This is a genomic window from Acinetobacter johnsonii CIP 64.6 (genome assembly GCF_000368045.1).
GTDB classification, from domain to species: domain Bacteria; phylum Pseudomonadota; class Gammaproteobacteria; order Pseudomonadales; family Moraxellaceae; genus Acinetobacter; species Acinetobacter johnsonii.
Genome location: NZ_KB849235.1, coordinates 379,260 through 405,132, shown reverse-complemented (window position 1 = coordinate 405,132; position 25,873 = coordinate 379,260). Strand labels below are relative to the sequence as shown.

The 25,873-nt window shown below is 43.4% G+C and carries 32 protein-coding genes and 1 tRNA gene; all 33 read left to right on the top strand.

The features are described from left to right. The first annotated feature begins 13 nt into the window (after positions 1–13). The 33 genes from F986_RS07755 to F986_RS07600 all read left to right on the top strand — a co-directional run bounded on the left by F986_RS07755 (position 14) and on the right by F986_RS07600 (position 25,853). Complete coding sequence (locus tag F986_RS07755) at positions 14–304, top strand: hypothetical protein (protein WP_004693766.1); 291 nt, start codon at positions 14–16, stop codon at positions 302–304. Beyond that, a complete protein-coding gene (locus tag F986_RS07750) occupies positions 301–609 on the top strand; it encodes a hypothetical protein (RefSeq protein ID WP_004693764.1) in 309 nt (102 codons plus the stop codon). The genes F986_RS07755 and F986_RS07750 overlap by 4 nt, the downstream gene beginning before the upstream one ends. Then, positions 606–1,529: a hypothetical protein gene (locus F986_RS07745; RefSeq protein WP_004693761.1), complete on the top strand. Its 924-nt coding sequence runs from the start codon at positions 606–608 to the stop codon at positions 1,527–1,529. The genes F986_RS07750 and F986_RS07745 overlap by 4 nt, the downstream gene beginning before the upstream one ends. Next, positions 1,526–2,272, top strand: a complete 747-nt coding sequence (locus tag F986_RS07740) for an ATP-binding protein (protein WP_004693759.1) — start codon at positions 1,526–1,528, stop codon at positions 2,270–2,272. Before F986_RS07745 ends, F986_RS07740 begins: the two co-directional genes overlap by 4 nt. Continuing rightward, on the top strand, positions 2,269–2,535 hold the full coding sequence (locus F986_RS07735; RefSeq protein WP_004693757.1) for a helix-turn-helix domain-containing protein: 267 nt from the start codon (positions 2,269–2,271) through the stop codon (positions 2,533–2,535). The genes F986_RS07740 and F986_RS07735 overlap by 4 nt, the downstream gene beginning before the upstream one ends. After that, the gene (locus tag F986_RS07730; RefSeq protein WP_004693755.1) at positions 2,532–2,717 is read left to right on the top strand and encodes a hypothetical protein; all 186 of its coding nucleotides are present in this window, start codon (positions 2,532–2,534) and stop codon (positions 2,715–2,717) included. The genes F986_RS07735 and F986_RS07730 overlap by 4 nt, the downstream gene beginning before the upstream one ends. After that, a complete protein-coding gene (locus F986_RS07725) occupies positions 2,710–2,910 on the top strand; it encodes a hypothetical protein (protein ID WP_004693752.1) in 201 nt (66 codons plus the stop codon). The genes F986_RS07730 and F986_RS07725 overlap by 8 nt, the downstream gene beginning before the upstream one ends. Beyond that, on the top strand, positions 2,888–3,292 hold the full coding sequence (locus tag F986_RS07720) for a DUF559 domain-containing protein (RefSeq protein ID WP_004693750.1): 405 nt from the start codon (positions 2,888–2,890) through the stop codon (positions 3,290–3,292). Before F986_RS07725 ends, F986_RS07720 begins: the two co-directional genes overlap by 23 nt. Then, on the top strand, positions 3,289–3,777 hold the full coding sequence (locus F986_RS07715; protein ID WP_004693748.1) for a hypothetical protein: 489 nt from the start codon (positions 3,289–3,291) through the stop codon (positions 3,775–3,777). The genes F986_RS07720 and F986_RS07715 overlap by 4 nt, the downstream gene beginning before the upstream one ends. Positions 3,778–3,936: 159 nt before the next feature. Continuing rightward, positions 3,937–4,176, top strand: a complete 240-nt coding sequence (locus tag F986_RS07710) for a hypothetical protein (RefSeq protein ID WP_004693409.1) — start codon at positions 3,937–3,939, stop codon at positions 4,174–4,176. A gap of 636 nt (positions 4,177–4,812) precedes the next feature. Further along, a tRNA-Arg gene (locus F986_RS07705) sits at positions 4,813–4,889 on the top strand. Positions 4,890–5,290: 401 nt separating this feature from the next. Beyond that, complete coding sequence (locus F986_RS18385; RefSeq protein ID WP_004693744.1) at positions 5,291–5,464, top strand: hypothetical protein; 174 nt, start codon at positions 5,291–5,293, stop codon at positions 5,462–5,464. Positions 5,465–5,728: 264 nt separating this feature from the next. Beyond that, a complete protein-coding gene (locus F986_RS07700; protein WP_004693741.1) occupies positions 5,729–6,166 on the top strand; it encodes a PDDEXK family nuclease in 438 nt (145 codons plus the stop codon). Next, entirely contained in the window at positions 6,126–6,767 is a 642-nt protein-coding gene (locus tag F986_RS07695; RefSeq protein WP_004693738.1) for a putative metallopeptidase, read from the top strand. The genes F986_RS07700 and F986_RS07695 overlap by 41 nt, the downstream gene beginning before the upstream one ends. 52 nt (positions 6,768–6,819) lie before the next feature. Further along, a complete protein-coding gene (locus tag F986_RS07690; RefSeq protein ID WP_004693735.1) occupies positions 6,820–7,326 on the top strand; it encodes a DUF2280 domain-containing protein in 507 nt (168 codons plus the stop codon). Continuing rightward, positions 7,323–8,999 carry a terminase large subunit gene (locus F986_RS07685; protein ID WP_004693733.1) on the top strand — a complete coding sequence of 559 codons (1,677 nt, stop codon included), beginning with the start codon at positions 7,323–7,325 and terminating at the stop codon, positions 8,997–8,999. Before F986_RS07690 ends, F986_RS07685 begins: the two co-directional genes overlap by 4 nt. Positions 9,000–9,013: 14 nt before the next feature. Continuing rightward, a complete protein-coding gene (locus F986_RS07680; protein ID WP_004693732.1) occupies positions 9,014–10,480 on the top strand; it encodes a phage portal protein family protein in 1,467 nt (488 codons plus the stop codon). Between the two features lie 3 nt (positions 10,481–10,483). After that, the gene (locus F986_RS07675; protein ID WP_004693730.1) at positions 10,484–11,689 is read left to right on the top strand and encodes a phage head morphogenesis protein; all 1,206 of its coding nucleotides are present in this window, start codon (positions 10,484–10,486) and stop codon (positions 11,687–11,689) included. A 223-nt stretch (positions 11,690–11,912) separates the two neighbouring features. Then, positions 11,913–12,875 (top strand): hypothetical protein, encoded by a 963-nt coding sequence (locus tag F986_RS07670; RefSeq protein WP_004693729.1) that lies wholly within the window; start codon positions 11,913–11,915, stop codon positions 12,873–12,875. 3 nt (positions 12,876–12,878) lie between these two features. Then, on the top strand, positions 12,879–13,253 hold the full coding sequence (locus F986_RS07665) for a hypothetical protein (RefSeq protein ID WP_004693727.1): 375 nt from the start codon (positions 12,879–12,881) through the stop codon (positions 13,251–13,253). A gap of 5 nt (positions 13,254–13,258) precedes the next feature. Next, positions 13,259–14,338, top strand: coding sequence for a major capsid protein (locus F986_RS07660; protein WP_004693725.1), 1,080 nt, complete (start codon positions 13,259–13,261; stop codon positions 14,336–14,338). A gap of 10 nt (positions 14,339–14,348) precedes the next feature. Beyond that, positions 14,349–14,702, top strand: coding sequence for a hypothetical protein (locus tag F986_RS07655; protein WP_004693723.1), 354 nt, complete (start codon positions 14,349–14,351; stop codon positions 14,700–14,702). 8 nt (positions 14,703–14,710) lie between these two features. Then, entirely contained in the window at positions 14,711–15,166 is a 456-nt protein-coding gene (locus F986_RS07650) for a gp436 family protein (protein ID WP_004693721.1), read from the top strand. An 8-nt stretch (positions 15,167–15,174) separates the two neighbouring features. Beyond that, complete coding sequence (locus tag F986_RS07645) at positions 15,175–15,723, top strand: phage virion morphogenesis family protein (protein ID WP_004693719.1); 549 nt, start codon at positions 15,175–15,177, stop codon at positions 15,721–15,723. Continuing rightward, positions 15,716–16,168 (top strand): phage tail terminator protein, encoded by a 453-nt coding sequence (locus F986_RS07640; RefSeq protein WP_004693717.1) that lies wholly within the window; start codon positions 15,716–15,718, stop codon positions 16,166–16,168. Before F986_RS07645 ends, F986_RS07640 begins: the two co-directional genes overlap by 8 nt. Positions 16,169–16,176: 8 nt before the next feature. Continuing rightward, positions 16,177–16,356, top strand: coding sequence for a hypothetical protein (locus F986_RS07635; RefSeq protein WP_004693715.1), 180 nt, complete (start codon positions 16,177–16,179; stop codon positions 16,354–16,356). Beyond that, positions 16,349–17,092, top strand: coding sequence for a phage tail tube protein (locus tag F986_RS07630; protein WP_004693713.1), 744 nt, complete (start codon positions 16,349–16,351; stop codon positions 17,090–17,092). Before F986_RS07635 ends, F986_RS07630 begins: the two co-directional genes overlap by 8 nt. Before the next feature lie 72 nt (positions 17,093–17,164). Continuing rightward, entirely contained in the window at positions 17,165–17,731 is a 567-nt protein-coding gene (locus tag F986_RS07625) for a hypothetical protein (protein WP_004693712.1), read from the top strand. Positions 17,732–17,796: 65 nt separating this feature from the next. Next, positions 17,797–18,081: a DUF2845 domain-containing protein gene (locus tag F986_RS07620; RefSeq protein WP_004693710.1), complete on the top strand. Its 285-nt coding sequence runs from the start codon at positions 17,797–17,799 to the stop codon at positions 18,079–18,081. A gap of 9 nt (positions 18,082–18,090) precedes the next feature. Then, complete coding sequence (locus F986_RS07615) at positions 18,091–18,627, top strand: hypothetical protein (RefSeq protein WP_004693708.1); 537 nt, start codon at positions 18,091–18,093, stop codon at positions 18,625–18,627. A gap of 35 nt (positions 18,628–18,662) precedes the next feature. Beyond that, positions 18,663–21,839, top strand: coding sequence for a tape measure protein (locus tag F986_RS07610; RefSeq protein WP_004693706.1), 3,177 nt, complete (start codon positions 18,663–18,665; stop codon positions 21,837–21,839). Then, on the top strand, positions 21,839–22,252 hold the full coding sequence (locus F986_RS07605; protein WP_004693704.1) for a hypothetical protein: 414 nt from the start codon (positions 21,839–21,841) through the stop codon (positions 22,250–22,252). The genes F986_RS07610 and F986_RS07605 overlap by 1 nt, the downstream gene beginning before the upstream one ends. Continuing rightward, positions 22,242–25,853, top strand: a complete 3,612-nt coding sequence (locus F986_RS07600; RefSeq protein WP_004693702.1) for a hypothetical protein — start codon at positions 22,242–22,244, stop codon at positions 25,851–25,853. Before F986_RS07605 ends, F986_RS07600 begins: the two co-directional genes overlap by 11 nt. Positions 25,854–25,873: the final 20 nt, after the last annotated feature.

The window sequence follows — 25,873 nt, the reverse complement described above, 5'->3', positions numbered from 1 at the left end:
GGAACCAATGAATATGAAAACAAATTTAGCACAACAAGCAATTCAAGACAATGAAAATAACGATTTCTTACAAGGGGATACGGTGGTGCTAATCGCTCCAGTGACTCTTGTGAATCGTACTTTTGATACAGGTGATTTACTTTCCGTTGAGTACATAACCCCGTTGGGTGGTATTGGCGTTACAACGAATGGTGTGATCGTTGTTGTTGTAGATCCAACAGAGATCCGTCATGCATCAACCTTGGAGCTGAAATTAAAACGCCGTCTCACTCTAGCCGAACAAGCCTTAGCGGAGGTTCCATGATTACTAACATGGCCATTCAAAAGAAGCCTGAGCATAAACAGATGATGCAGCTTCAATCGTGGTACGAGCCAGCACTCCGCACATTAGATGGATTGCTGGAGATTCGTAGGGCAAATCTTCGCAAGGTCAAAGGTGATGAAAAGAATGCTGCCGTCACCCGTGACGAGTTTATGGAAACGCTGATCAATGAACATCATGTTTCAGTTTGGTATGCAGGTGAAATTATTTCAAGCCTACATCGAGCAGGTCATATTTTTATGTTTGGCCGCTTTATTAAAAATATCGAAAAAGGGGATGCTGCATGAGTTTATTCAGCACCGGCCATGATGTTGTGGATCAGGTTGGTAGCGTTCACCTTGAGGGTAATATCTTGCCGACCAGTTGGTTTAGCACATTTGTTTTAGAGAGCGGAAAACCTGATTTAAACGCGATCGTTGTGCTTTCAGAAATCGTTTATTGGCATCGACCTACAGTGGTGCGTGATGAATATTCTGGCCAAGTTGTGCGCGTTAAAAAGAAGTTTAAATCTGATCTTTTGCAGCGTTCTTACCAGAGTTTTTCTGATCAATATGGCTTCTCAAAACAGCAAGTCAAAGAGGCATTTGATCGTCTCGAGAAATGTGGGGTGCTAAAACGTCACTTCCGAACAATTGAAGCTAACAATCAGAAATACAACAATGTTTTGTTTATTGAGCTCATTACACCTGTGCTTTTTGAAATGACCACCCTCCCACTTTCAAAAGGGGGAGGCTCCCCATTTGAAAAGGCAGACCCTCCCCATTTCAAAAAGGGGACAAATACAGAGACTACTACAGAGATTACTACAGATATAAACACACAACAGGAATTGCCTGAAAATTCAGCTCAGGATGATTCATGGAAACCTGATCAAAATTTCCTAAGCACAATTTTGCTTCAAACGAAATTCAGCCATCGCGTAAATGAAATTTTAACCATGCCTGATTTCCAGTTTCACTTGGGTAGTTTCAATGCGCACTGGGAAAACAAAATCCATCTCACCGAAAACCAAAAAACGAGAAAGTTCGCAGCTTGGTTGGTGCAGGAGTTTGAGAAACAAGTGACCAAGGCAGAACGCGAAGGAAGAAAACCAACACGCAAACAATCTTCTGAAAAACCAAACAACCGCAATGTGAACGATCCTTGGGGTGAAGTTCAGAACTATGAACCAGCAACAGGTGATGTGGATACAAGGGGGCTCCTATGAACGCAATCGCACCGCTTAGTTTTGATATTCAGCAATCAACAGAATTTTGCCAGTTGCACCAGGCACAAATGGTTTCTTTCCGTGGTAAATCGTTCTGCAAGCAATGCTCAACAGAAGCGCTTAACAAAGCTCAAGCAGAACATCACAACGCCGTGAATGCGATGGTTCGTGAAAAACACTTTCAAGGCGCAAAACTTCCAACCCGTCATGCGAACAGTGGGTTCAGAGAATACTTGGTAGCGAATAGCGGTCAGCAAAATGCAAAAACTCAATGCGTCACATTTGTGAAAGATTTCACGAAGGGGATCAAGCGCAACTTAATCATGATTGGTCGCACCGGTACTGGGAAAACACACTTAGCTTGCGCCGTGGCGCGAAACATTCTTGAGACCCAAAAGTATGCCCGCTATGTGACCTCTGAAGACATGGCCAATGAAATAGCGAATGCATGGACCAAGGCTGATGATAGTGAAGTAAACGCTGTTCATCGCTTCACTGAATACGATCTATTGATTCTTGATGAATATGGATTGCATGACCGCCATGAAAACCGTCTCCAGCTGGTGCACAAAGTTCTTTACTCACGTTATGACGCTGGTAAGCCAACCATGCTGATTTCAAACATGACAGCACATGAATTGGAACAAGACCTTGGTGATCGTCTCTGGTCTCGTTTTCAGCATGATGGATTGGATGTGGTTGAGTGCAATTGGGCAGATGAACGTGTTGGGGGTGAAGCGTGAAGCATCTAAGTACTCCAGTAAATCAGATTGCAATATTTGAACGTGTGATCCATGCGCTCAAGGCAATTGAAACTACCCCGATAGCAACGGTATCTGAGCTTCGTAAAACAGCCTTAAACAATCTCAGTTTAAGAACAGCACAGCGCTACTTGAAGGGTTTAGAGCAAGCTGGGTATATCAAACGAAAAGATGCAGGTTTTACAGATGAATCACGATTCTTTTTAACGGATAAGGCAAAACAATTATTTGAGGTGAAGGGATGAATAAAGGCGACCGTGTAAAAGTAGATTTTATTGGTGAATCCGCAACAATTTATTCAGGCAAACGCTTCACTGGTTGCGGCGTATTAGACCGAGTTGAAGATGGTCGCGTATTTGGGCGCTTGGATGATGGAACGCCGTTTATGTGTTTGTGTACTGATGTGGAGGTGGTTGAGCATGAGTAATCCATTTCATATTGGTGACAAGGTGATTCATGACGTTGAAGCATGGAAGCAACCAACAAGCACACTAACTGTGACGCATATTAAGAATTTTGCAGTCGCAGCAATTGATGACAGTGGGCAGAAATTTGTTGGAAATTATGGGTGTTTTACCTTGATTAAACGAGGTGCAAGTGACCAGCATCTCCCTCGCTGAATATCGAAAAATCTACAAACCAAAACGCAGGGCTAAACGTCATGCATCGGTCAAGAAGCAGCGTGTTGTTAGTGAGGGTGAGCAAACTCTAAGCCTACAACTCAAGGCGCTTAGAATTGAGTTTGAACAGGAGTTTGAGTTTCACCCTACACGTAAATGGAGAGCTGATTTCCATTTGAAGGGCAAAAAGATATTGGTCGAGGTAGAAGGTGGGATCTGGAGTAATGGCAGACATACACGGGGTAAGGGGTATTTAGGAGACTTAGAGAAATACAACGAAGCAACAATGATGGGTTATCAGGTAATACGGTTTAGCACTGAGCAAGTGAAAAGCGGCAAAGCGATTGAGCAAATAGAGAAGATGGTAGGGGATTTGGGATGACGGCAGCAGTAACGATTATGCAAGCGACAGATTGGTCGAAATACAGTTTTGAAGAATGGTGTCGTCAGCTTGGAGCTTGGATAAATGGCGACAATGAAACAATGGTAATGGTTGTTAAAACCATGCCAACAAAAAGAATAACGCAGCAGCAACGTGAGCGGCTGCTTGCAATGTACATGTCAGACGAGACTCTTAGAGATCGTCTATGCGTACGCCGAAAAGGAACATGCTGCCAATTAGACTGCAACGAAGCACGTGCAATTCAAAGACTATTTCTTGATATTCAACTTGTAGAAGATGTAATCCTTCAGGAGTGGATCTCATCAATTTGGTCTCACTACGTGATAGGTAATTCATTACGCGATATTGCTGGGAGTAATGACACATCTGTGAACCAAATTCGCCAAGATCTAAAATGCGGCCTTGCTTATATCAAAAGCAGACACCCGCATTTTGTATTTGAAACTTTTGAAAAAACCGCTTGAGTGTGCGCACGGGGTATGGCATATTTCAGGTATAGTGGACGTACATATGGAAATTCACTTAATTACCGTAAAAAGCTCATCATTTGATGGGCTTTTTTTTGACATAGTTTGTTCATGAAAATAAGCAATAATGAATTTTTGTTTTGAGCTTTAACTGAAATGGCAATTCTAACTGTCAAGAAATTAGATGATACTCTTAGTGAATTAGTAGTTAACGGCAAAAAACCTGAAAAGATTTTGTTGGGTTATAAAGCGTATGGCGAGCTAATGAATGATCGTAGCTTTTTTGAGGAAGTAGCAGGGTCGGCAATGGATCCAAACAAACGAAAATATAAAAATATTAAAATTAAGGTTACCCAAGACGAATACCAGTTTGAAGTGAAGTGTTCAAAAGAATAGGTTTAAGCATCAAGGAAAGCTCGCCAAATGGTGGGCTTTTTTTTATTCCTAAATAATTTGGAATAAAATGTGAATGAGATCTCAATATAAACCAAGTATATTAGTGGTATTAAGTTCTCCATGATAGTTGATATCAGTTTATACCTGCATCTTCCCCAAGTTGCAGGTTTTTTTTGCTTCATTTTTTGTGAGATTAATGATTTAATTATTTTGTTGTGAATAAAAACAACGATTCCTTGAATCAGCGCACATGACCAAGGGGAAAAGCCTTACAGTGATGTAGGGCTTTTTTTATGGCGGCTTGACTTTAATCGTAGTGGTTTAAATTTTAATGCCGCCACCCAGATTTTACATACATCAAAGCTCGGTCAAATGATCGGGCTTTTTTGTTGCCGAAATTTGGCAACCCTATCCTGTGAGTGTGCCAGCTTACAGAACATGCCTTGAGTAAACGCCTAGATGGTTTAGGCAATTCCAGCTAGGGCTTGGCAACCCGACCTTAAAGAGAATGAAAGCAAGTAAAGTTAACCGTGCATGTAAGGTTGATGTGATTGTGAGTAGCGGTAGATCAGTTGCCGAGCTGATTAATATCGAATCATAGGCAAGGGTGTGGCAGATCACCACATCCTTATTTAAGCGCCATTAGCTCAACTGGAAAGAGCATGGGTTTTCTATACCAATGGTTGTGGGTTCGAGTCCTACATGGCGTGCCAAAATCAAAATACTATTTCAAGCTAGCAAAATACTATTTTAAATGCTCAAAATAATATTGACAGTTTGGTTTTTAATTCCCTCGAATTCGATACCTTTAAAACTACAAATATCGGAATGGATTTAGCTCCACATATAGAGCTCCACACATAAGGAGATCCACATGCTCCAATTTATATTATGTTTATTCGGCCTGCATGGTGCGACTGAGATCGATTACACGATTGATGATGAAGAAATCAAAGTGTGTCGGGATTGTTTGAAAGAAGTTTAAGACCCTTGCCACTTCGGTGGCATTTTGCCGAACGTATTACGGCACATAGAACCCCGATCAATATGCATTATTGGCGGGGTTTTTCTTTTCTTATTTGAACTATCCGGAAATACCGGAGGGTTGGGATTTATGACAGATCGTGTACAAGCTAAAAAGGACTTAGAGTTTTGTGGTGCTGAGCTGTCTAAGTATCAGAATCTCAGTAGATCAGGATTAACACTGAATGAGATGCTGGCGATAGATGGCATCATGATTAAGTTGAAACAGCGGGTTAAGAATCTAAGAACAAGCCTGTACGATTAATTAACAAATAAACCACTATTGTATAATTTCTTACATATCTATCCCTATAAATTGTGAGAAATGTATTCTTTTAGTGTTGATAATTTTTTTAATTGTGAGAGTATAAAAAAAGAACAATAAAGGGAGAAAAGTATGGCTTCACAAGATGTGCTTATAATCTCGGTTTCGGCTTTAGTCCTTACATTAATTATTTATGAGTTTGGGCAGATGTCGATGTTGTTTTAAGCAAACCACCTTCGGGTGGTTTTTTAATGGGCGCAATATATGAATGCAAACGACTACTTCCAGAAAACCAAAAAGCGCCCAACTAAAACCAAACCACGCTCTAAACCTTTACCAAAGGCAAAAGAAAAATACCTAGAAGCTGAAGAAACTCTATTCCAAGAATTAGAAGAACACCTGATTGGCTCTGAGCGCAAATTTCAATTTGAATCCACCAAAAACTGGCGATTTGATTTTTATATTGTGAAGTTGCGACTTCTGATTGAAATAGCGGGTAGTCCTTGGGCTGTCGGGCGTGGTGGACGAAAGATAGCGAATGCATTTAATAAATATGATTTGGCTGAAGATATGGGTTACAAGATTCAACGTTTTGAGCCACATGCAATTGAGTCGGGTAGTGTGATTCGGTGGATCAAGTTGCAGTTAGAGAGATTAGAAGATGGAACAGATCAGACCATTCCCACCGACAGATCTCATTGATCAGGCTGAGGAAGAAGAAGCTATTCGCCTTGCGCCCGCCGTGGAATTAAAAGAATGGGTGATTAAAAACTATTTAACCATTGGTGGCCAACTCCACAATCCAGATCATGACCATATCTCTGAGTTACTACACGACGATGAAACCTTTTTAGCATTTGCTTGGGCTTCATCTGCATGCCAGTCAAAGAAACGCATGGTACTGGGGCAATGTGAAAAAGTAATGTTTAACCAAGGTGGATGGAAGAAAGCCCGGCAAGAACAGCAGATGCGAGATTGGTTTGGTTGTGTACCTGTTTATCTCATTACCATCGATGCGTCATTCTGTGAGCAAGCTTCAGATCATGATTTTTGTGCACTGATAGAACATGAGCTTTATCACATTGGCGTAGAGCGTGATCAAGACGACGAAATTATTTACAGCGACAATACTGGCTTACCTAAGCATTACTTAGCAGGCCACGACGTTGAAGAGTTCTATGGTGTGGTCAAACGTTGGGGTGCAAGTGAGAGTGTTAAGCGCTTAGTCGAAATCACAAAGAATGCACCGTTTGTATCTGATTTTAATGTGTCTGCGTGTTGTGGGAACTGTGTAATAGGTTAGTTTCAAATTTTTTTGCCCACTTACCTTGATGTACCTTGATGGATGGTGAGTTATGGCAAGGCTTAAAAAAGCAGAAAAAGTCTTTATTGTTCGGTCACTTGCACAGTTTATGACACCTACTGAGGTGGTAGTGGCCATCAAGGAAAACTTCAAGATAGATGTATCCCCGCAACAGGTGGAATCATATGACCCAACAAAGACTGCAGGTGCGGATCTATCGCAAGAGTTAGTGGATTTATTCCATGAAGCACGGAAGAAATATATTGATCAACCGATCTACAACATCATCGGTGCAAACGACATTATTCAATTGCAAATCTTGAGTGACCTTTTGGTTTCCAAGAAAGGCAATGTGGTGATGTCGATTAAGCTGATTGATCAAATTCAAAAGATTGTGAAAGGCCACTACGAGCGTAAGTTAGAAATTACAGGCAAAGATGGTGGTGCGATTAAAACTGAAACAGAGCACAGCCAGCGCCCCGCTATGTATACCCCTGAGCAGCTTGCAGGGATGTCAGCGCAGGAGCTATCTCGCTTAGCAATTAATGGCAAATTATGAGTTACGCAATTGAAGAAATAGCGCCCCTCATCAAAGAGTGGACGATTAGCACACGTTTGCCTGAAGTCATTGCTGAGATGACCAGACGTTACTATTACCGAGCAGTAATTGAGCAAAGCGAGCTCAGCATTCAGGCTGAGATATACAAGTGCAAGAATGATCCAGCACATTGGTTTAATCATTGGGTATGGACCTACGATCCAAGGGGGATGCCTTTTGGGTTACCGGCAAATATTCCGTTTGTACTTCGCCCTGGTCAAGTTGAATTGGTCGACTGGTTACTTGAGCGTGAAAGCACTCAAACCCATGGCCTTATTGAGAAGAGTCGTGATGAAGGTATGAGCTATGTTGTGCTGGGGTTTTATCTGCATCGATGGTTATTTGTAGAGGGCTTTGCTGGTGGTGTGGGTAGTCGTAAAGAGGATCTAGTTGATAAGAAGGGAGATCCTAAAACGCTGCTGCACAAGTTCCGAGATATGTTCTCAAAGCTACCTGATTGGATGAAGCCGAAATGTTTTGTCGAAAAGGTCCACGACAACTACATGCGTATTATCAATCCTGATAATGGCGCAACGGTTACGGGTGAGGCTGGAGACAATATTGGCCGTGGTGGACGTACCACAATGTACTTTCTTGATGAATGGGCATTCGTAGAGCGTCAGGAAGCTGTAGATGCAGCTATATCGCAGAACACAAACGTTCATATCAAGGGATCAACGCCAAACGGTATTGGCGACAAGTTTCATCAAGATCGATTCAGCGGACGTTACGCCGTGTTTACGATGGCGTGGCGGGACAACCCAGATAAAAACTGGACTGTCTCACTCCATGGGAAGTTGATTCATCCATGGTATGAAAAGCAAATTGCGACGCTTGACGACATTGTCTTAGCCCAAGAGGTTGATATTGATTACGCCGCTTCAGTTGAAGGTGTATTGATTCCATCAGCATGGGTTGAAGCAGCTGTAGATTTACACCTAAAACTCGATATACAGCCATCGGGTGAGCGTAATGGTGCACTTGATGTGGCGGATGAGGGTAAGGATAAAAACTCCTTTGCCGCACGTCATGGCATTGTTCTGCAGTATTTGGATACTTGGTCAGGCATTGGCGATGACATCTTTGGAACAACCCAAAAGGCGATTGATATTTGCTTAGAGCAAAAACTAAATTTGTTCTTTTACGATGCTGATGGTTTGGGAGCTGGTGTTCGCGGTGATGCCCGAGTCATTAACGAGCAGAACAGTGCTAAAGGAATTGATGAGATCCAAGCGGATCCGTTCAGGGGATCGGGCGCAGTTCATAACCCAGAGCTTGAGATGGTAGAAGCTAGGAAGAATATCGATTTCTTCGCAAATCTAAAAGCTCAAATGTGGTGGAGTTTGCGCATGCGCTTCCAGAACACGTACAGAGCACTACAAGGCATGCAATACGATCCTGATGCACTTATCTCGCTATCGACTGAAGATTTGGATAAGCGCGAACTAGAGCAACTTAAGCGTGAGTTATCACAGCCGACCTACAGTAAAAACGGTGCTGGCAAAATCCTCGTAAATAAGCAACCTGATGGTGCCTTGTCACCTAACCGGGCTGATAGCGTCATGATCTGTTTTAGTGATATCAAGCCGCCTGCACGATTAAGACCAGGAGGGGGAGGTTCACGAAGTTTCTAAAAGGTTTTTAAGATATGGCAAAGAAGTCAGAAAGTAAGAAAACAAAGCCTAAATCAGCTGGCTTAATGACAGAGGTTGCTGTTGAGAACCTTGCATTCACTTTGGGTCGCAAAGCTGATATTGACGAAGTACTTCGTCAGGCTGGGCTAACCCGGCAACGATTATCAGTCCTTATGGTAGATGATGAGATTGCACAGGCCATGGAGACACGCCTTGATGCAGTTCTCAATGCGCCGTGGCGATTTGTTGAAGATCATGGGGAGCAAACGGTTTTTCTAAAGGATTTATTCACTCGTTGGCATGCTGAGATCGTCTCAGGTGCATGGGAAGCTTGCCCTTACGGTTATTCGGTTATGGAGGCTAACTATGCGCTTACCAGTGACAGTAAATTTACCTTAAATGAGATTGTAGTTAAGCCTCTAGAATGGTTTGAACCTAAGAATGATGGACGCCTAATCTACCGACAAAATGCTACCGAAGTTGATGTGAATGCCAAATACCCACTCAAGTTCTTTTTGACACGCCGTAAACCTACATTCAAACAGCCTTATGGTGATCCATTACTGTCGAAGCTTTATTGGCTATGGTTCTTCCGTACCAATACAACAAAGTTTTGGGTCAAGTTCTTAGAACGTTTTGGTACGCCAATCTTATTGGGGAAAGTGGGTGGTAAAGATCGTAAACAGGATGATATTGATGCCATGACATCGGCTTTGCTCAATGCACATGCTCAATCAGTTATGTCTATTGGCGCAGAGGATTCTGTAGAAACTATTGGTGGAAGCTCTTCCAATGGTGGCAGCACAGCATTTGAAGCTTTTGACAATGTATTAACCCGCCGTATTCAAAAGGTAGTCTTAGGTCAAACGCTCACAAGTGGGACTGATGGTGTTGGAAGTCGAGCTTTGGGTGAAGTGCATAACGATGTTCGCTTAGATAAGCGTAATTCAGACCTACGCATGATCACGCCTACGATTCAAGAGCTCATAGACGCACTCTGCCTGCTGAACAACTTTGAAAAGCACACAATTGTCTTGGGTGGTGAGCAGGATCTTAAGGTTGCTGTTGTTGATCGTGATATTAAGCTTAAAAGCTTAGGTGTTGAGTTTAATGATCAGTATGTGATGGAGACATACGGCATTAAAGCTGAGCATTTCAAGATGAATACCGGTGATGCAGTCCCTAACACCAAATTCTCAGCACTACCTCATCAAGCATTCAGCTTTAAGGCATCTATACAAAAGCCATCACCTGAACAGCAAGAAGTGGATGAGCTGACCGATGCCCAAGATGACCTTGAGCTATTGAATCAGGATCAAATTAAGCAACTGGTGGCTGAATCGACAGATCCTCAAGATCTAGCCAGCAACTTAATGCAACTCATCCCAATGGCATCCAAGGCTCAATTCAAAGCCAATTTAGATCAGGCTTTGTATGCAGGAGATGTGCTTGGGTATGTGACAGCACAAGGTGGAAAGTAATCTATGCAACCAGTCACATTTCTTGAAGCGCTGCAGTATGCGCATAGTAAGAAAGTGGTGTTACCTGATGAGTTTTACTCAATGGATCTTAAGACACGGCAGATGGCGACTACAGTTAGTTTTCTGTCGAGTCTTGAGCAAGTTGAGTCGGTGATTAAGTCACTCAATAAAACATTAGCATCGGGTGGTACCTTTAATGATTTTCAAAAGCTCGTAGCTGAGTCTGAAATAGTTTTACCAAAGCATTACTTGGACAACGTATTCCGTACCAATATCCAAAGTGCATATGGTCATGGGCGTTGGCAGCAACAGCAACGGAATAAAGATAAACGTCAGTATCTGATGTATTCGGCTATCAATGACTCACGTGTGCGTCCTGCACATTTGGCATTGAATCGAATTGTACTGCCGATCGATCACCCATTTTGGCTCACACATTACCCTCCCACTGGATTTCGCTGTAGATGCACATGTATAGCCTTAACTGAAGCCCAAGCGCTTAAATACGGCATCACACCGGATGACAAGTTGCCAGAGGTTGCCGAAGCATTGGACTGGAGTTCACATCCTTTGCAATTTGGAGAGTTTGAGGCATTGGTGGATCAGAAGATTTCTAAGTCATTACTTGATAAGGAATATCTACTGGAGCAGAAAGAAGCAATTAAGGCCGAATGGACTGCATCCAAAAAGCTCACCAGTCTGTTAACCCCAATGGATGAAAAATCGAGAGATCTATTTAACACGGTGGCCAACAAGGTTATTCCTTTAGATCCATCCATTAGACCAAGTGCGATTAAGACTTTCTTGGATTACGTGCAGGGAAATGATGCAGCAATCACGAACTACCTAAATGCGTCTGTGAGCTCGAAAGCGGACGATGTTTTAAAGCATTGGCTCAGACAGGACATGCAAGCCTTAAACGCCGTGGCGAGTAATTCAGCTGCAATCGTGACAGGCGGTGTGACCTTGCAGCATGTAGTCGCTTATGAAGTTGGGCAAACGATTCAAATTAATTCGCCATTACTGTTAGCTGAGAATGCTTCCGATGTGGTATTGCAAATTGAGAATGCGAAAGGCTTAGGCATTGATCTAAACGAATTGAATGCCGGTCATGGCGTATTAATTCCAATGGGATTGTCGTTTGAAGTGGTTTCGATTGAAACATTGAATGGCAAGATGATTTACACACTTAAAGCATTGGTAAATTAATGACTGAAAAATGTGAATCGTGTCGACGTGGTTTGAATGGTAGAAATGGTAATGGTTATTCGCCATGTAGCTGCGAGAAAAAAGTAGTTGTGATTGGTAGTCCATCGAGAGTGAATAATCTTGTACGAGCCATGTGTTGCGCGCTATCGCGACCACCAAAGAAACCATGAGTAAAAATTAACTGAAGCCGCCTAAAGGGCGGTTTTTTTATGGAGCATGAAAAATGCCAGATGAACAAAAGCAGGATCATTATTGCTTTCGGCTTGGTGACCTAAGTGTAGATCCTGTTGAGGAAGGTAAAAAGAAACGCACCTTCTCAGGAGTGGCTTATAGCGGTGAGGTTATTACAGATCACTGGTATTGGACACGAGTGATTTTTGATTTGGATAGTATGCAGATTAAGGGTCGCATTCCAGCACTTTTAGAACACAGCTCACGCCAACGGGCAGGTGCAATCAATACTCATACGATTAGCCATCAAGAGGGTTTGGTTGTACATGGGGACTTGATGAGCAATGAGTTTGGTACTCAGGTAGCACAAGACTCAGATGATGGATTTCCGTGGCAGATGTCTGTCCGTATTGAGCCTGCTAAGACTGAAGAAGTTGCAGCTGATCAAACAGTGATTGTTAACGGAAAGACGCTTCAAGGACCTATTACGATATTCCGCGGTGGTCGTATTCGTGAAGTTTCATTTTGTGCCTTAGGTGCAGATGAAAACACGATGGCAGTAGCCGCAAGCCATAACCCTAACCAACCCACAGAGGACACAGACGTGACCGAATTAGAAAAGGCGCAAGCCGCACAGAAGCAAGCTGAAAAAGAGCGTGATGATGCTCAGGAAGAACTTAAAAAGTTCAAAGCTGACAAGCGTGAAGGGGACATCAAAGCGCTTGAGACATCTTTAAATAAGCAATTTAGCGCTGAAGAAAAGACGTCTTATACCAATATGGATGACACTTCATTTGCATTCATGTCTCAGCAATTAACGCAATTCTCAGCAGGTACTCAACCACCAGCTGGTCAACAACAGCAGCAACAAATTCCATCACACCTTACTCACTTGTTCAGTCACCAAGCTACAGGTGGTCAGGGTGGGCAAGGACAAGATGGCAATCAAGGCGCTGGTGATAAACACAAATTCACAGCTGGTGCTCAAGCATTCGCAGAACAAAAGGGGAAATAATTCATGGTTACTCACTATGTACCGCCTATCTCGGTCACGTCAAAACGACTGATTCTGGATAATGAAAAGTTACGTCGTGCTAATGCAAAAGTAACGACTGCCACAGCATATAAATACGGTGATTTGCTAACACTATCCGCTGCCAATGTGCTGACTCATGCTACAGACGAATCTACTTGGGATGTGATCTGTGGTCAGGATGTTACTGCAGCAGAAGCAACAATCAAAGCAGCTGATGGCATTGAAATTCCAGTGTATTACGGTGGTGTATTTAACGTTGAAGCAGTATCACTTGGTGGCACTTTACTTACGACGGCTCAATACGATGCAGCACGCGCCAAAGCAACCAAAAACAAAATCGAACTTTCTAAGGTGTAAATGACATGCCACAAGCTTTTAATATTGAAGGTACCCCACTAGAACTGCTTGATGTGGGTGAGTTAGCACTAATCCACTCAAACTATCGCCCAATGGATACTTGGCTATTAGACCAACTTTTTCCAAATCGCCCATTATTCACACGTGATGATGTACCTTTGGCTGAATTGTCAGCTGAACATGATCTGGCACCACTGGTTTCACCACAACAACCCGGTAAGCCATTTGACACCACTCAATCAGGTGAAGTACGCCATGTGAAACCGGCCTACTACAAGCCAAAAAATCAGGTTAGTCCGGCCGATACATTTGAAATCTCATTACTTGAGCGTTTACGCACCGCTGGCATTATCTCAACTGGAAATCAGCAGTTGTCTCTACAAGAGCAGATGGTTATTTCCCAGATTGCGGTGATGAAACGCAACCATGATGCGATCGATAACTCAGTCCTAATGATGGCGATTGATCTTCTGAAAAATGGTAAATATATCCTTCATTCAGACGACTATGAGTACAACTTAGTTGATTATCGCCGTGATGCCTCTCTGACATATACGCCGTTGACTAAGTGGAACGAAGCGGGTGCTAAACCGGTTTTAGATATCCGCACTATGCTTGAGCGTCAATTGGCAGCTGATGGCGGTGAAGCCAAAAAAGCAATCATGTCTGGCTTGGTATGGGCTGCATTATGGAATAACGAAGAATTCAAGAAAGAATTCATCACGCCGTACGCTGGTATTTCTGTTCCTGTTACACCAAGCTTTGGTGTCAAAGAGTCAGCAACTCTCAAAGGGACATTTGATGGAATCGAGTTCTGGGTATATGACGCAACTTACCGTAACAAAGGTCAGGTGAAGCGCTTTATTCCAAAAGATTACTTCTCTTTGATTTCTGATACTAACGGCTCAGTGGCACATTGTAAGATCAAAAATATGTTGGCCAACGGTGTTGCTCAGCAATACTTTGACCGTCAATGGTACTGTGAAGATCCAAGCGGCATCATGTTGATGACAGAATCTGCTCCATTGGTCGTGCCTTCTAACAAAAATGGTGTAGTCGGTGGTACCGGCTTTATCACCCTATAAGGAGTAAGACATGTCGAAGTACATCGCAAAACAGTCCATCGGGCATTTTATGCCAGGGCAAGAAGTTAAAGGGCTTGAAGAAAAACATCTTCAGGCCCTTTTAGCATCTGGAGCTATTGAAGAAGAAAAAGCTCCAGAACAACCTAAGGCGGATGGTACTGCTGCCCAGCTTGCAAGCCTTACTGCAGAAGTGGCAGAGCTGAAAGCAAATGAGGCAATCCTTATTGAGGGTAAGGATAAAGCCGATGCAGAAGTGGCAGAACTTCAAAAGAAGGTTGAAGGCTTGGAAAAGGCTTTATCTACATCCGAAGCCGCTCTGAAGAAAGCCACCACCGAAGCCAAGAAAGCTACTGCTGATAAGTAGGGTGATCCATGTACGCGACTGAAGCTGATTTAAAAACACGGTTTGGTGCGCAGGTAATTGATGATCTTAAGTTGGGGCGTGAAGGTGGGGCAGATCCTGTTGATGTTGTACAAGTCGCACTGCAGGATGCAGAGGAAGAAATTAACGGTTACATCGGTAGCCGTTATTCTTTACCACTTGCAAGCGTACCCTCCAACTTAAAACGTATAGCGTGTGATATCGCACGTTATCGTCTTTACACTGAAGATCCTCTGGAGCATATCACCAAGCTTTATGACGATGCGATTGCTTTCTTAAAACGCGTCCAAGACAAGAAAGCGGATCTGCAAATCATCGATGAGCAGAGTAAAGAAATTATCGACGATGCACCTAAAAACAAACCATCTACAGCCCCATTAGGCACGACTTATACAGGTGGTGTTTTTGGTGATGATGTCCTTGGAAAAATGCCGAGCATTAAGTGAGGTGATGCATGCCAGGCACATTAATTGAAATCCGTGCCGATGGTGACTCAGCGATCTCTAAAGCCTTAAGTTTGTATGCAGATGTTGAAAAGCGTCAGTTAAGGCTTTACGAGCGCATGGGTGCCACCTTGGTGGAGAATATCCGCGATCGCTGGTCTCGTGGTGAGGGCTTATACGGCAAGTGGCCATTATCCGTCAGGGTGATGCGCCAAGGCGGTACCACGCTTCGTGACACATCGCGACTAATGAACTCTATCACCAACCACAACATCAGCAATGGTTTTGAAGTTGGTACAGACGTTGAGTATGGTGCGATCCACCATTTCGGTGGTGAAGTCAAACATGAGGCTCGTCAAAGCACGGTTTACTTCAGGCAGAACCAAAAGACTGGTGTTGTCGGTAATCGTTTTGTTCGTCAAACACGATCCAACTTTGCACAAGACGTGACCATTGGTGCTTACACCGTGAAAATGCCCGCACGTGCTTGGTTGGGTTTAACTGTAGATGACGAGCAGGATCTATTAACCATTGTTGAGGATGTTGTGCTAGATGAGTGATGAAAATCTATATGCGGTACGAGATGAGATCGTATCGCGCCTCGAGCAATTCATGGATGAGTGGGGTGTAAAGAAAATCTATACCCCTAAAAATCTAGGTATGACGACTGAACTGTCTCAAACCACACCCAACATTCAAGTGAATTTCCGCCGTACCAAAAGTGCAGGAGTGGTGAGTAAGGGGGATGCACTTAAGCTGAAGGTGGTCTGGGAAGTGACAGCTTGTTGCAAGCATGCAGCATCTCAGGTGACAGATGGTTCTAAAGCTTTCGATATGGCTGGTGATCTAACCATTAAGATCATCAAGAAATTGAGTGGCTGGGAACCTGAATCCAGTGCAGAACCACTGATTTATATCAATACAGAGGAAGACATTTCTAAAAGCTGTGTCTACTCAACTGTGGTTTTAGAGTCTGAGCTATTCATTCAAACCGAACCCGATTAAGGAATCTTATGAAAACGCAATACAAAGCCTTAAAGCCGATTGGTCCATGGGTGAAAGGTCAACTTGTGGGTGATTTACCACAAGAAAAAATTAAACAGCTTTTAGATGATGGCGTGATTGAAGCAATCAAGCCTGAGGTAAAAGCAGAAGCTAAACCAAAATCAAAAGAGGTGCCTGCGAATGGCTAAGAAGTACATTTCATTGCGCGGTAAGTTCTCTCTTGCCCCAATTGTTGAAGGCGTTGTTGGTGCCATGCGAGAGCTGGGCAACATCCCAGACTTTACGCTGGAAATCACTGCAGACAAGATTGAGCATACCGAGTCAATGTCAGGTGATGATACGACTGATTTGGTGCTATACAACACCACTGCGGTTTCGTTCAGTGGCACACTTGAGCAAGTTGATGCTGATAACCTGGCATATATCCTGTCGGGTAAAAATGTCGCAGTAGCAACCAAAACCGTAGCTGACCTTGATTTAGGTGCGGTCACGAAAGGTCAGAAGATTAAGCTTGATGGGTTTAATTTGACTGTACCAACAGTGACTGATGGAGCATCAACACCAGTTCCTATTGAATCAACGAAATATAAGCTAGATGCAATTTACGGTACGATTGAGTTTCTTGATGATTTGCCAAAAGTTGTGATTGGTTATACGACTGGCGCCGTGACACATACTACGATCGCATCTGATTTCGGTGCTGAATATGCATTGTTCTTTGAAGGTATTGATAAGATCAGCAAAGACAAAGTGTTCTTAGCTTTGCACCGTACAATTAAATCGCCCGATTCGAGCTTTGGCCTAATTCATGAAGAATTTGGTTCATACGAAATCAGTGGTGATGCCTTAGGTGATCTGACCAAAGATAAAGATGGTGCGCTTGGTTTGTATGGTTATTACACCCAAATCCCAAAAGCTGTATAAACCTACTACAGGCACTTAAACAGGATGCAATAGGCATCTTTTTTTGTGCCTGTACTTTTTTGAGATTTCATCATGAATGATTTTTTTATGGCTTCAAATCGACCTGTCAAAGTTGGTGAGCTATCTGTGCACCAGCTGCAGATGCATAACTTTGATGAGTGGTCTGGTGCAGCGCAGGTCATTAAAGACTTTTTGAATAATCATCCAGATGGAACCACACAAATGATCTTTGATGCTCATTCGTTTGAATCGACACAATTGATAGCCCATTGTTTGCAACACAGCATTGAACAGGTCATCGATCTATTCAAAAAATATGGCTCACTCAATGTCTTGTTATTGGATGCTGTCATTAAAGTGAATGACGCATTCTTTACCGAGCCGAAACCTAAACACCGGGACGATGTAGATCCACGTAAAAAGAGCAGTTGGTTTGATGTATTTCAGCTTCTCGCATCGAATGGCCACTCACATGAAAGCATCATGCAATTGAGCTATGGTGCATTCCGACACTACCTTAAAGCAGCTCAAAAGGCCGAGCGAATTAAAATGCGTAATTTAGCGATTGCAACTCGGGCGCAGAACGCAATCAACAAGAAGTTCAATGAGTTCATTAAGAGTCTTGAGAAAGACCAGTAACATTCACATTGTGATGTGAATTTTAGCAGGTTATGATTTGTCCAATTATAACGAGGGGTAAATTCATGAAAAAATTACTGGCTGGCTTGTTATTAGTCACATCATTTTCGGTTATGGCTGCTGAAACTCGCAGTTTCCGTGTAGGGGGTGATATTGTTCAAGTTGGCGATTCGGTTGGCTCATTGGTAATTAAAGCAGGAAAGCCTATTCATCAACAATCTTATACAGTTGATACTGGCAACAATACTTCGATCTCAGTGACAGATTACATTTATGAAGTTGGAAACGAGATTTATACCGTAACCGTTCGTGAAGGTCGCGTATCTAAAATTACTTGGGAACGTCGCTGAGGATTAGAAATGAAATACGGATTGATTGGGGTTATTGTTATTATTATTGGTCTTTTTTATTTTATGCACAAAAGCAACAAGGACGATGCTGCAAGAGTTGCAGCAAGCGGTCAAGCTTACACGGAGCAGCAGAATAAAACGGTCAAGGTTGCTGAGCTACAGAAGCGCATGCCAGACCTAAGGGATTCAATCGCTATCAAGTTAATTGAATCACCAAAAATGAGCAGTGAAGATATTTTATTTTACAAAAATTTAAGTGGAAAGTGGGCGGACACCTTAAAAGTTGCCGAAGCTACAGCTAGAATCAGCCTATCAGATCCTGTTCAAGAGCTACAAAAACTAAAAAGAGATCTAGATGCGCGACAACCCAAGACAGATTGTGAGGACATAATGAGAAGCAGTCTCCTCAACTCTTATGAATACACAATTGATGGTTTTTTGGAGTTTATGAAGGACAACAAAGAGGAATCGGATATAAACTCAAGAGTCGCGTCATCCTCAATGGATAATGCAATCTTTCTCCTTGATTATTGTAAGCCATCATAAAATGTAAGTTAAAAGCACCTTAGGGTGCTTTCTAAATGTCTAAATTTAACCACCAATTGGTGGTTTTTTTACGTCCAAAAATTGAGGTCGCCATGTCTGGAAAAAATCTAACTTTCAAATTAATCATGGATGGTGATAGCAAAGGCCTTGTAGCCGCTGCCAAGCAATCTGAACAAGTTGTATCTAAAGTTTTTGAGGCTATTAAACAAGAAGCAAACCAAACTCGATTAGCAACTAATAATGCTACACAGGGTATTGATCAGCTTGGCAAAGAATCTACCACAGCAGCGGTGGAGGTTAAAAAGCTTGATTCAGAGCTTGGTAAAACGAATGCAGAACTTCAGAAAAACGAGACATTTGCCAAGCAAGCAAGTGGTGAAATTCAGGGTTTAAAAACTGGATATACGGCACTAACGAGTGCGATGGCTGCATTGGGTATTGGCGCATCTGCAACTGAAATTGCTCGAACTGCGGACGAGTTTAAGGTTTTAGAAGCAAGAATTGGGCTTGTTACATCTAAAAGCGGGAATTTTACTCAAGCTTTTGAGGGTGTTAAAAAGATTGCGATTGAAACAAGATCCAATCTTACGGCTACAGCGGAATTATTTACCCGAGTAAAAACTGCAACTGATCAGCTTGGATATTCGCAAGAACGGGCATTAAATTTAACGGATTTGGTTAACAAGTCATTAATTGTGGGTGGTGGTCTTGCGGCTTCAAATGAAGCGGCTATTTATCAATTTAACCAAGCCTTGCAATCAGGAGTTCTTCGTGGCGAAGAATTCAATAGTGTGATGGAGCAAGCGCCACGTTTGGCGAGAGCTCTTGCAGATGGCTTGGGCGTAAATATTGGTAAGTTACGTGCAATGGCGGGTGAAGGAAAGCTTACATCCGAAGTGATTGTTAAGGCACTTGAAAGTCAATCCAAAGCCTTAAATGCTGAATTTGGGAAAATGCCTGTCACAATAGGTCAGTCAATAGAGAATCTTAAGACTGCTTGGACCTTGTATATAGGTGAGGCGGATTCTGCAACTGGTGCAAGCACAAAAGTAGCTGAAGCAATTAAATTTGTAGCTGAAAACCTTGAAGTTTTAGTTTCAACTCTCACAACAGTGGCTCAAGCATATGTTGCTTATAAAGCACTTGGTATTGCAGCAAGCTTTCTAGAAAAAGCAAATGCTGTCAAAATTGCCCAAGTTGCAATTGCCACTGAAACAGCATCCATTGTTACAAACACTCAAGCACAGTTGGTAAATACCCGAGCAACTCAGGTAGCAATTGTTGCGAAAAATCAACTCACAGCCGCTACAAATGCAAGTAATACAGCGAATGTAGCAGCATCAGGTGTTATTGGAAGAGTATCGACTGCTGCAAATAGTTTAAAGGGGAGTATTGCGGGGGTTCTTTCTCGCTTTGGTGCCTATGGAGCAGCGGCTGCTGGTGTCATTTTAGCAAGTGATTTAATTGTTGATGGATTTAAGAAAACGGATGAGTGGCTATTAAAGCAAGGGTCTGATTTCATTGACTGGGCTGTATCTAGAGCCACTGGTACGAAGTCCTTAGTGGATCAAGAAAAGGAATTTATTGCAGCTGAAGAGGCCTCACGTAAGAAGCAGGAGGAGGTTGCGGCTGTAAAAGCAAAAAATGCCGAACGCACTGAAATGCTTAAAAATGCCTCTCTTGGTCTTAACGAGGCATCTAAAGCAACAGTTGTGGAGTTTGAGAAACTTGTCAAGGAGGGTGCTAAGGTTTCAGATGTTTTGGGGCAAATTGCAAAATCTTTCAATTTTAGCACCACTACAGGTATTAATGATGGACTCACTGCGTTACTGGCACTCCAGACTCAAGGAAAGGCTACCGCAGAGGAAATTAGAAAAGCCCTAACAGGCATTCTTTCTGACGAGGACTTGGTTAAGTTTCAAGGCCGTTTAGCGGCCATTCCAGTCAACATTGAGAAGCAACTTGAAGCAACTAATGCCAAGATAAAAGCCAAACAGGCTGAGCTAGATGCATGGAAGAAAGCCAATTCAGACATGAACCAAAAAGACTGGGACGCTCAAGTCGAGAAGCAGCGAGATGGTATTGAAAAGCTTCAAGCTGAGGCTAGCGCTCTACATGTTCAGTATGCTAATTCCGTGCAGGGCGCAGCAATGGTTCAGGGTGCCATTCTAGACGAGGCTATTCGTCGTACTGGTTTGAGTTATGAGGAATTACAAGGTAAATCCACCAAGGCATTTGAGAAAGCATCTAGTGATGTGAGTATTGTTGCTAATAATATGGATGAGCTTAAGAATAAAGGGGTGGATGTTGGTCGTGCTTTAGATGCAAGTATTTCAAATGCAATCAATACAGCCACCAATCAGCAAGAATTAGATGCTCTAAAACTTAAGATTGAAGGCTTGCGCGGAGTACTTGGGAGTAAAGTGGCTGATGGTTTGTTGCAACAAGCTGGGCAGCAGTTAATTGATGTTAAAAATAAAGCTGATGAGGCTCGATCTGGAATCAACTCCACTGCTGAAGCCTTTTCACTTTTTGGCATGAAAACCCCTGAGCAACTTAAAGGTGTTGCTGAGCAGTACAAACAAGCCTTTACTGAAATGAAGAATAGTGGTCAAGCCACACTTCACCAGCAGCAAGAAGCTTTCAAGCAATATGCTGAAAAAGCCATTGCAGCAAATAAAGGTATTGCGGATAGCACGATTACAACACAAGCCTATATGCTTGATCTTGATGTTCAGGTTGATGCCACAGGTAAAGCCACAGTTACTAAACTGGGTGAGATCCAGCAGGCTGCAATCGAGACTCAGCGTACTGTCAGTCAAGTAAGCCAAGCGACTTCACGAGATCAGCCTGAGATCAGTGCTGAGCAAAAGGCTACCAATGACCATTGGGATGATTTCAAGGCCAAGATGAAAGCGCGTACAGATGAGCTGAATGCAAAATCACAAGCACGTGGTTCAGGTGGTGGTAATGCTTCATTACTGTCGAATAGTGGGGATTCAACTCAACAAATTTCCGCCGTGCCGGATGCTCCACTTATCGCGACTAGTCTTGATATTCAACCAATGGAAGGTATGGAGACAAAGCAAAGTGTGGAAATCAAAATTGATATGGGAACAGGGCAGACAGCGATAGTATCAGCCGCACCTGATCAAGCCACAGCTCTTGAGGAAATGATGCGAGAACTTGAAGCAATTAAAGGAAGATCGTAATGCGATTAACACGAAAGTCGACCGGAGAAACCATCCAACTTGAGGATGGTTTTTTTTGGTCTGATGAAAACTGGTCCGAGATCGAGCAGAACCAGGAGTATGCCATTAGTGGTGCCTTGATTATCCAAGAGGGACGCAAACAAGCAGGTCGACCAATCACATTGCAGCCAGCCAATAAAACTAAAGGCTGGATCAAGTTACGAGACCTGAACACGCTTCGTTTATGGCAGAACCTGCAGGAGCAATTCACGCTTCAGTTTGAGTGGCCACATGACCAGCGTGAGTTCAATGTGATTTGGAATCATAAAGACGGTGCGCTTGAAAGCTCTACAGTCAAAGGCACCCCAGCAACATCACTTGATACTTATTTTAACGTCACTATGCGATTCATTGAGGTAAGCGATGCCAATTGAAACCAAAAATTTAAAGCTCCTTGAGTCAGAACGCATTCGTACAGATGCTGATGATGGTGGGGGTAAATACTCAGGCCGTGAAATTGTCGACGGTCAAAGTAATAACCTGTTCAATGATATTTCTGAGATGGATCGAACCACGGGTCGTACATCTATCCAAAAGATTTATGCTGCAGTCGATACAGCCGATACCGATGCTCTGATGGGGGCGACAGTATTTATCTCTCAGAATGCGCAAGATCCCAATGTCTCCGCCGTGTTATTTAGTACGGATAGCTGGACGGATGAGCGTTCGAGCGCTCAAAATCGGATTGAAAACTATTTGGCTAAAGGTGCACAGATTGCCGGCACACCGTTGGACACGCATTGGCAAGGCATGAAGTCGTTACAAGTGGCCATGTTTCCTCAGGAAGCAGAAAGCGCTATTGGTGCATCAATTGTGTTGATCTCGAATGAGGGCAAAACTTTAGAAATTGAGCAATATCTGCGTATTACCGAAGTATCAACACGAACGGCTTATATGATCATCGACGGCAAACAGGTGGAATATAAGATTGCCACTTATGGCCTCAGTGATGCATTAAAAGCTGACTTTGTCGGCCTGTCTGCGAAGCAGTGGTATGGAGGTGAAAAGAGCACCACCATCATCCGTGACACCATTGTGGCGGATACAGGGAAGTATTACTCCAGTGCGAAATTAAAAGAAGTCACTCAAGTCGGTGATTATTCTGTGGTTGCAGAGGATGTGTATACGCAGTTGGTACCCTCAGCGCAGACAGAAACCCCGATGGTGAATATCAATGCTGCGGGCGACTCTGTGGCTTTAGTGAAAGCCAAGAATGGCGTCCTGAGCAAGACTTTTAATAATGTCACCATTAATACCGTGTCGAGCTTATATGTCGGCTCATCGGTCATGCCAAAATCAGTTGAGTTTACTTTATTTGGTTCGGCGGTTATCGACGTGGGCGGTGAACTTAAAAATGCCGCTGGTACTTCCATTGGTACCATCAACTATCAAAACGGTTCTATTGTGTGGAACGCAAGCGCGGGGACGGGTACTACCAACCTCACGATTAACTTTATGCCCGCAGCTGCAGTAACAGCACCTGTTGAATCCGATCTTATCTATGTCAATCAGGAGAACATCAGTTTTAACTGGATCCGTAACTTGGTTCCGTTGCCATCACCAGGCAGTTTGCAAGTGTCGTACTTGGTGCAGAATCAGGTCTACACGCTTCGAGACAATGGTGCAGGCCAATTACGCGGTGGAGATTCGTCATTTGGTTCAGGCAGTATTGATTACGATACGGGTACCATGTCCCTCACTACAGGTGAACTCGCCGATGTCGGCAGTGCAATTCTGATCACGTGGAGCAACATGATCACGGCTCAGGAACGTTCAGGATTAACCATCAATAAAGTCTATGTCGAGATCCCTGTAAACGACTCGATTGTGGCAGGTACCTTAACCATTGACTGGTTATTGAATGGTATTACCAAGACAGCAACCGATAACGGCCAAGGGCAATTTACAGGGGATGCCACAGGTACCATTGATTATGCGGATGGTATAGCGAAGCTGATGCCAACCTTGTTACCCAATGGCGGTACCACGTTTAATGTATCAGGTCAGAAAGGGTCTAAGTCTTCAATTCAAGTGACTGCGGTACCGACCAGTGGTAGCATCTCAATTGAGTTGGACAATGGATCTGCGGCACTCATTCCTAAGTCTATAAAAGTACGTGTACCCGTCAAGTATATGAGCTACACAGGTGAGGTTGAGCTGCGCGATATGCCGATTGATGCCTCTACAGGACGTTTAATCAATGGTGCAGGTCAGCAACAAGGGACGATCAACTATGCGTCTCGTACCATGAGTATCACCCCAAGTACTACACTTGAAGCGATCGAGCGTGAGAAGATTATGCGCCCTTACTATGGAACGCATAATACGTCTCAGGAGGCAATTGCGGCAGGCATGTTGGGGATGACCATTAAGTATGAAAATACCAGTGAGACCCATACTCTAAGCCTGAATGAAGTCGCAACTGCGGTGACGGTGAGTGTGTCCTATCGAGATAGTTCAGCAGCTCAGTCTTGGTCGGATATCATCATTGGTTCTGTGTTAAAAACGGATTTAACTGAAGGCTTTGCTGAGCAGATTCTTGCAGGTTCGGTTCGATTTATACTGGCTGATTCAACTTATGTTGATAAGCTTGGTTCACTGTATCGTAATCCATCGGTGACCACGGGTGCAGGAACAGTAGCAGGCCAGATCCATTATGGGAATGGTGCCGTTGAGTTAGCCGCTTGGGATGTAGGTGGGGCGAATAATCCGACCTTAGAGACTTTGGTGACTCAACTTGAAAGCGTTCAAACCAACCAAGTGTCATACCGTGCACCGATGATCCCGATCCGGGCGCAGTCCTTAACGCTGTCTGCAACCAAGGTGGAAGGTGGGGTGTTGAATATCACGCCTGATGGTTCAGGTACGATCGATACAGCGGAATGCGATGGCTTCTTTAACTTTGACCAAGGCTATGGCCAGTTTGTTTTCCGACAAAAGATTGAAGTAACCACTGCCAACCGTGCTGAAATTATGGCGCAGGATTGGTATGTAGCAGAACTGGAATACACCAAAGATGGCAAGCAGTGGATTCATAAGCCGATCATGGTTTTACCTGAAACCATTAAATACAGTGCAGTCGGTTATAGCTATATTCCGATTGATGCTGAACTTCTGGGTTTATCTGCAGTACGTTTACCGATTGATGGTCGAGTACCGATTTTCCGTTCGGGTGAAATTGGGATAGTGAGTGCAAGTAAGTCGCAGGAATTACCTGATTATATTGCTGGCCAGATCTATGCATTAGCAGATCAGCGGATCTCTTGGTGTGAACTTGAAGATGCGGATGGCATTAAAATTCCATTTGATCTGTACACAGTGGACTATGACTACGGCAAAGTGACTTTAAACGGTGATTTTGCCTTAGGTAATCTCACAGGACCACTGACAGCCAAGTATCGCTATCAAGATATGGGTTTAGTGCGTGATGTCAAAATCAATGGCCAAGTGACTTTCACCAAGCCTTTGACGCACAACTACGATCCAGCGCATACCATCGTCGGTTCTGCACTGGTGATTGGTGACATGCAAGCGCGTTACACCCGTAAGTTTGTGCAGTCCACGTGGGACAGCCTTTGGAAAGATGAAGCCACTGGTGCAGCCATATCAGCCAACTACAACGACACACTTTATCCGATTGAGGTTAGAAATCAGGGCAATATTCAAGAGCGTTGGGCAATTGTATTCACAGGAAACTCTGCATTCCGAGTTATCGGTGAATATTCTGGACAGATTGAAACTGGTGTAACAACAGAAGATTGCTCACCAATCAACCCAGTCACAAACGCACCATACTTCACGGTTAAAAAAGAAGGTTGGGGCAGTGGTTGGGCGAGTGGGAATGTACTGCGCTTTAACACCATCGCAACCAATCATCCTATTTGGGTGATTCGCACGGTGAAGCAGTCAGAGCCGACAGTATTGTCAGACTCATTCCAAATCATGCTGCGCGGTGATATTGACCGAGTTGCTTAATCTTAAATGCAAATATGACC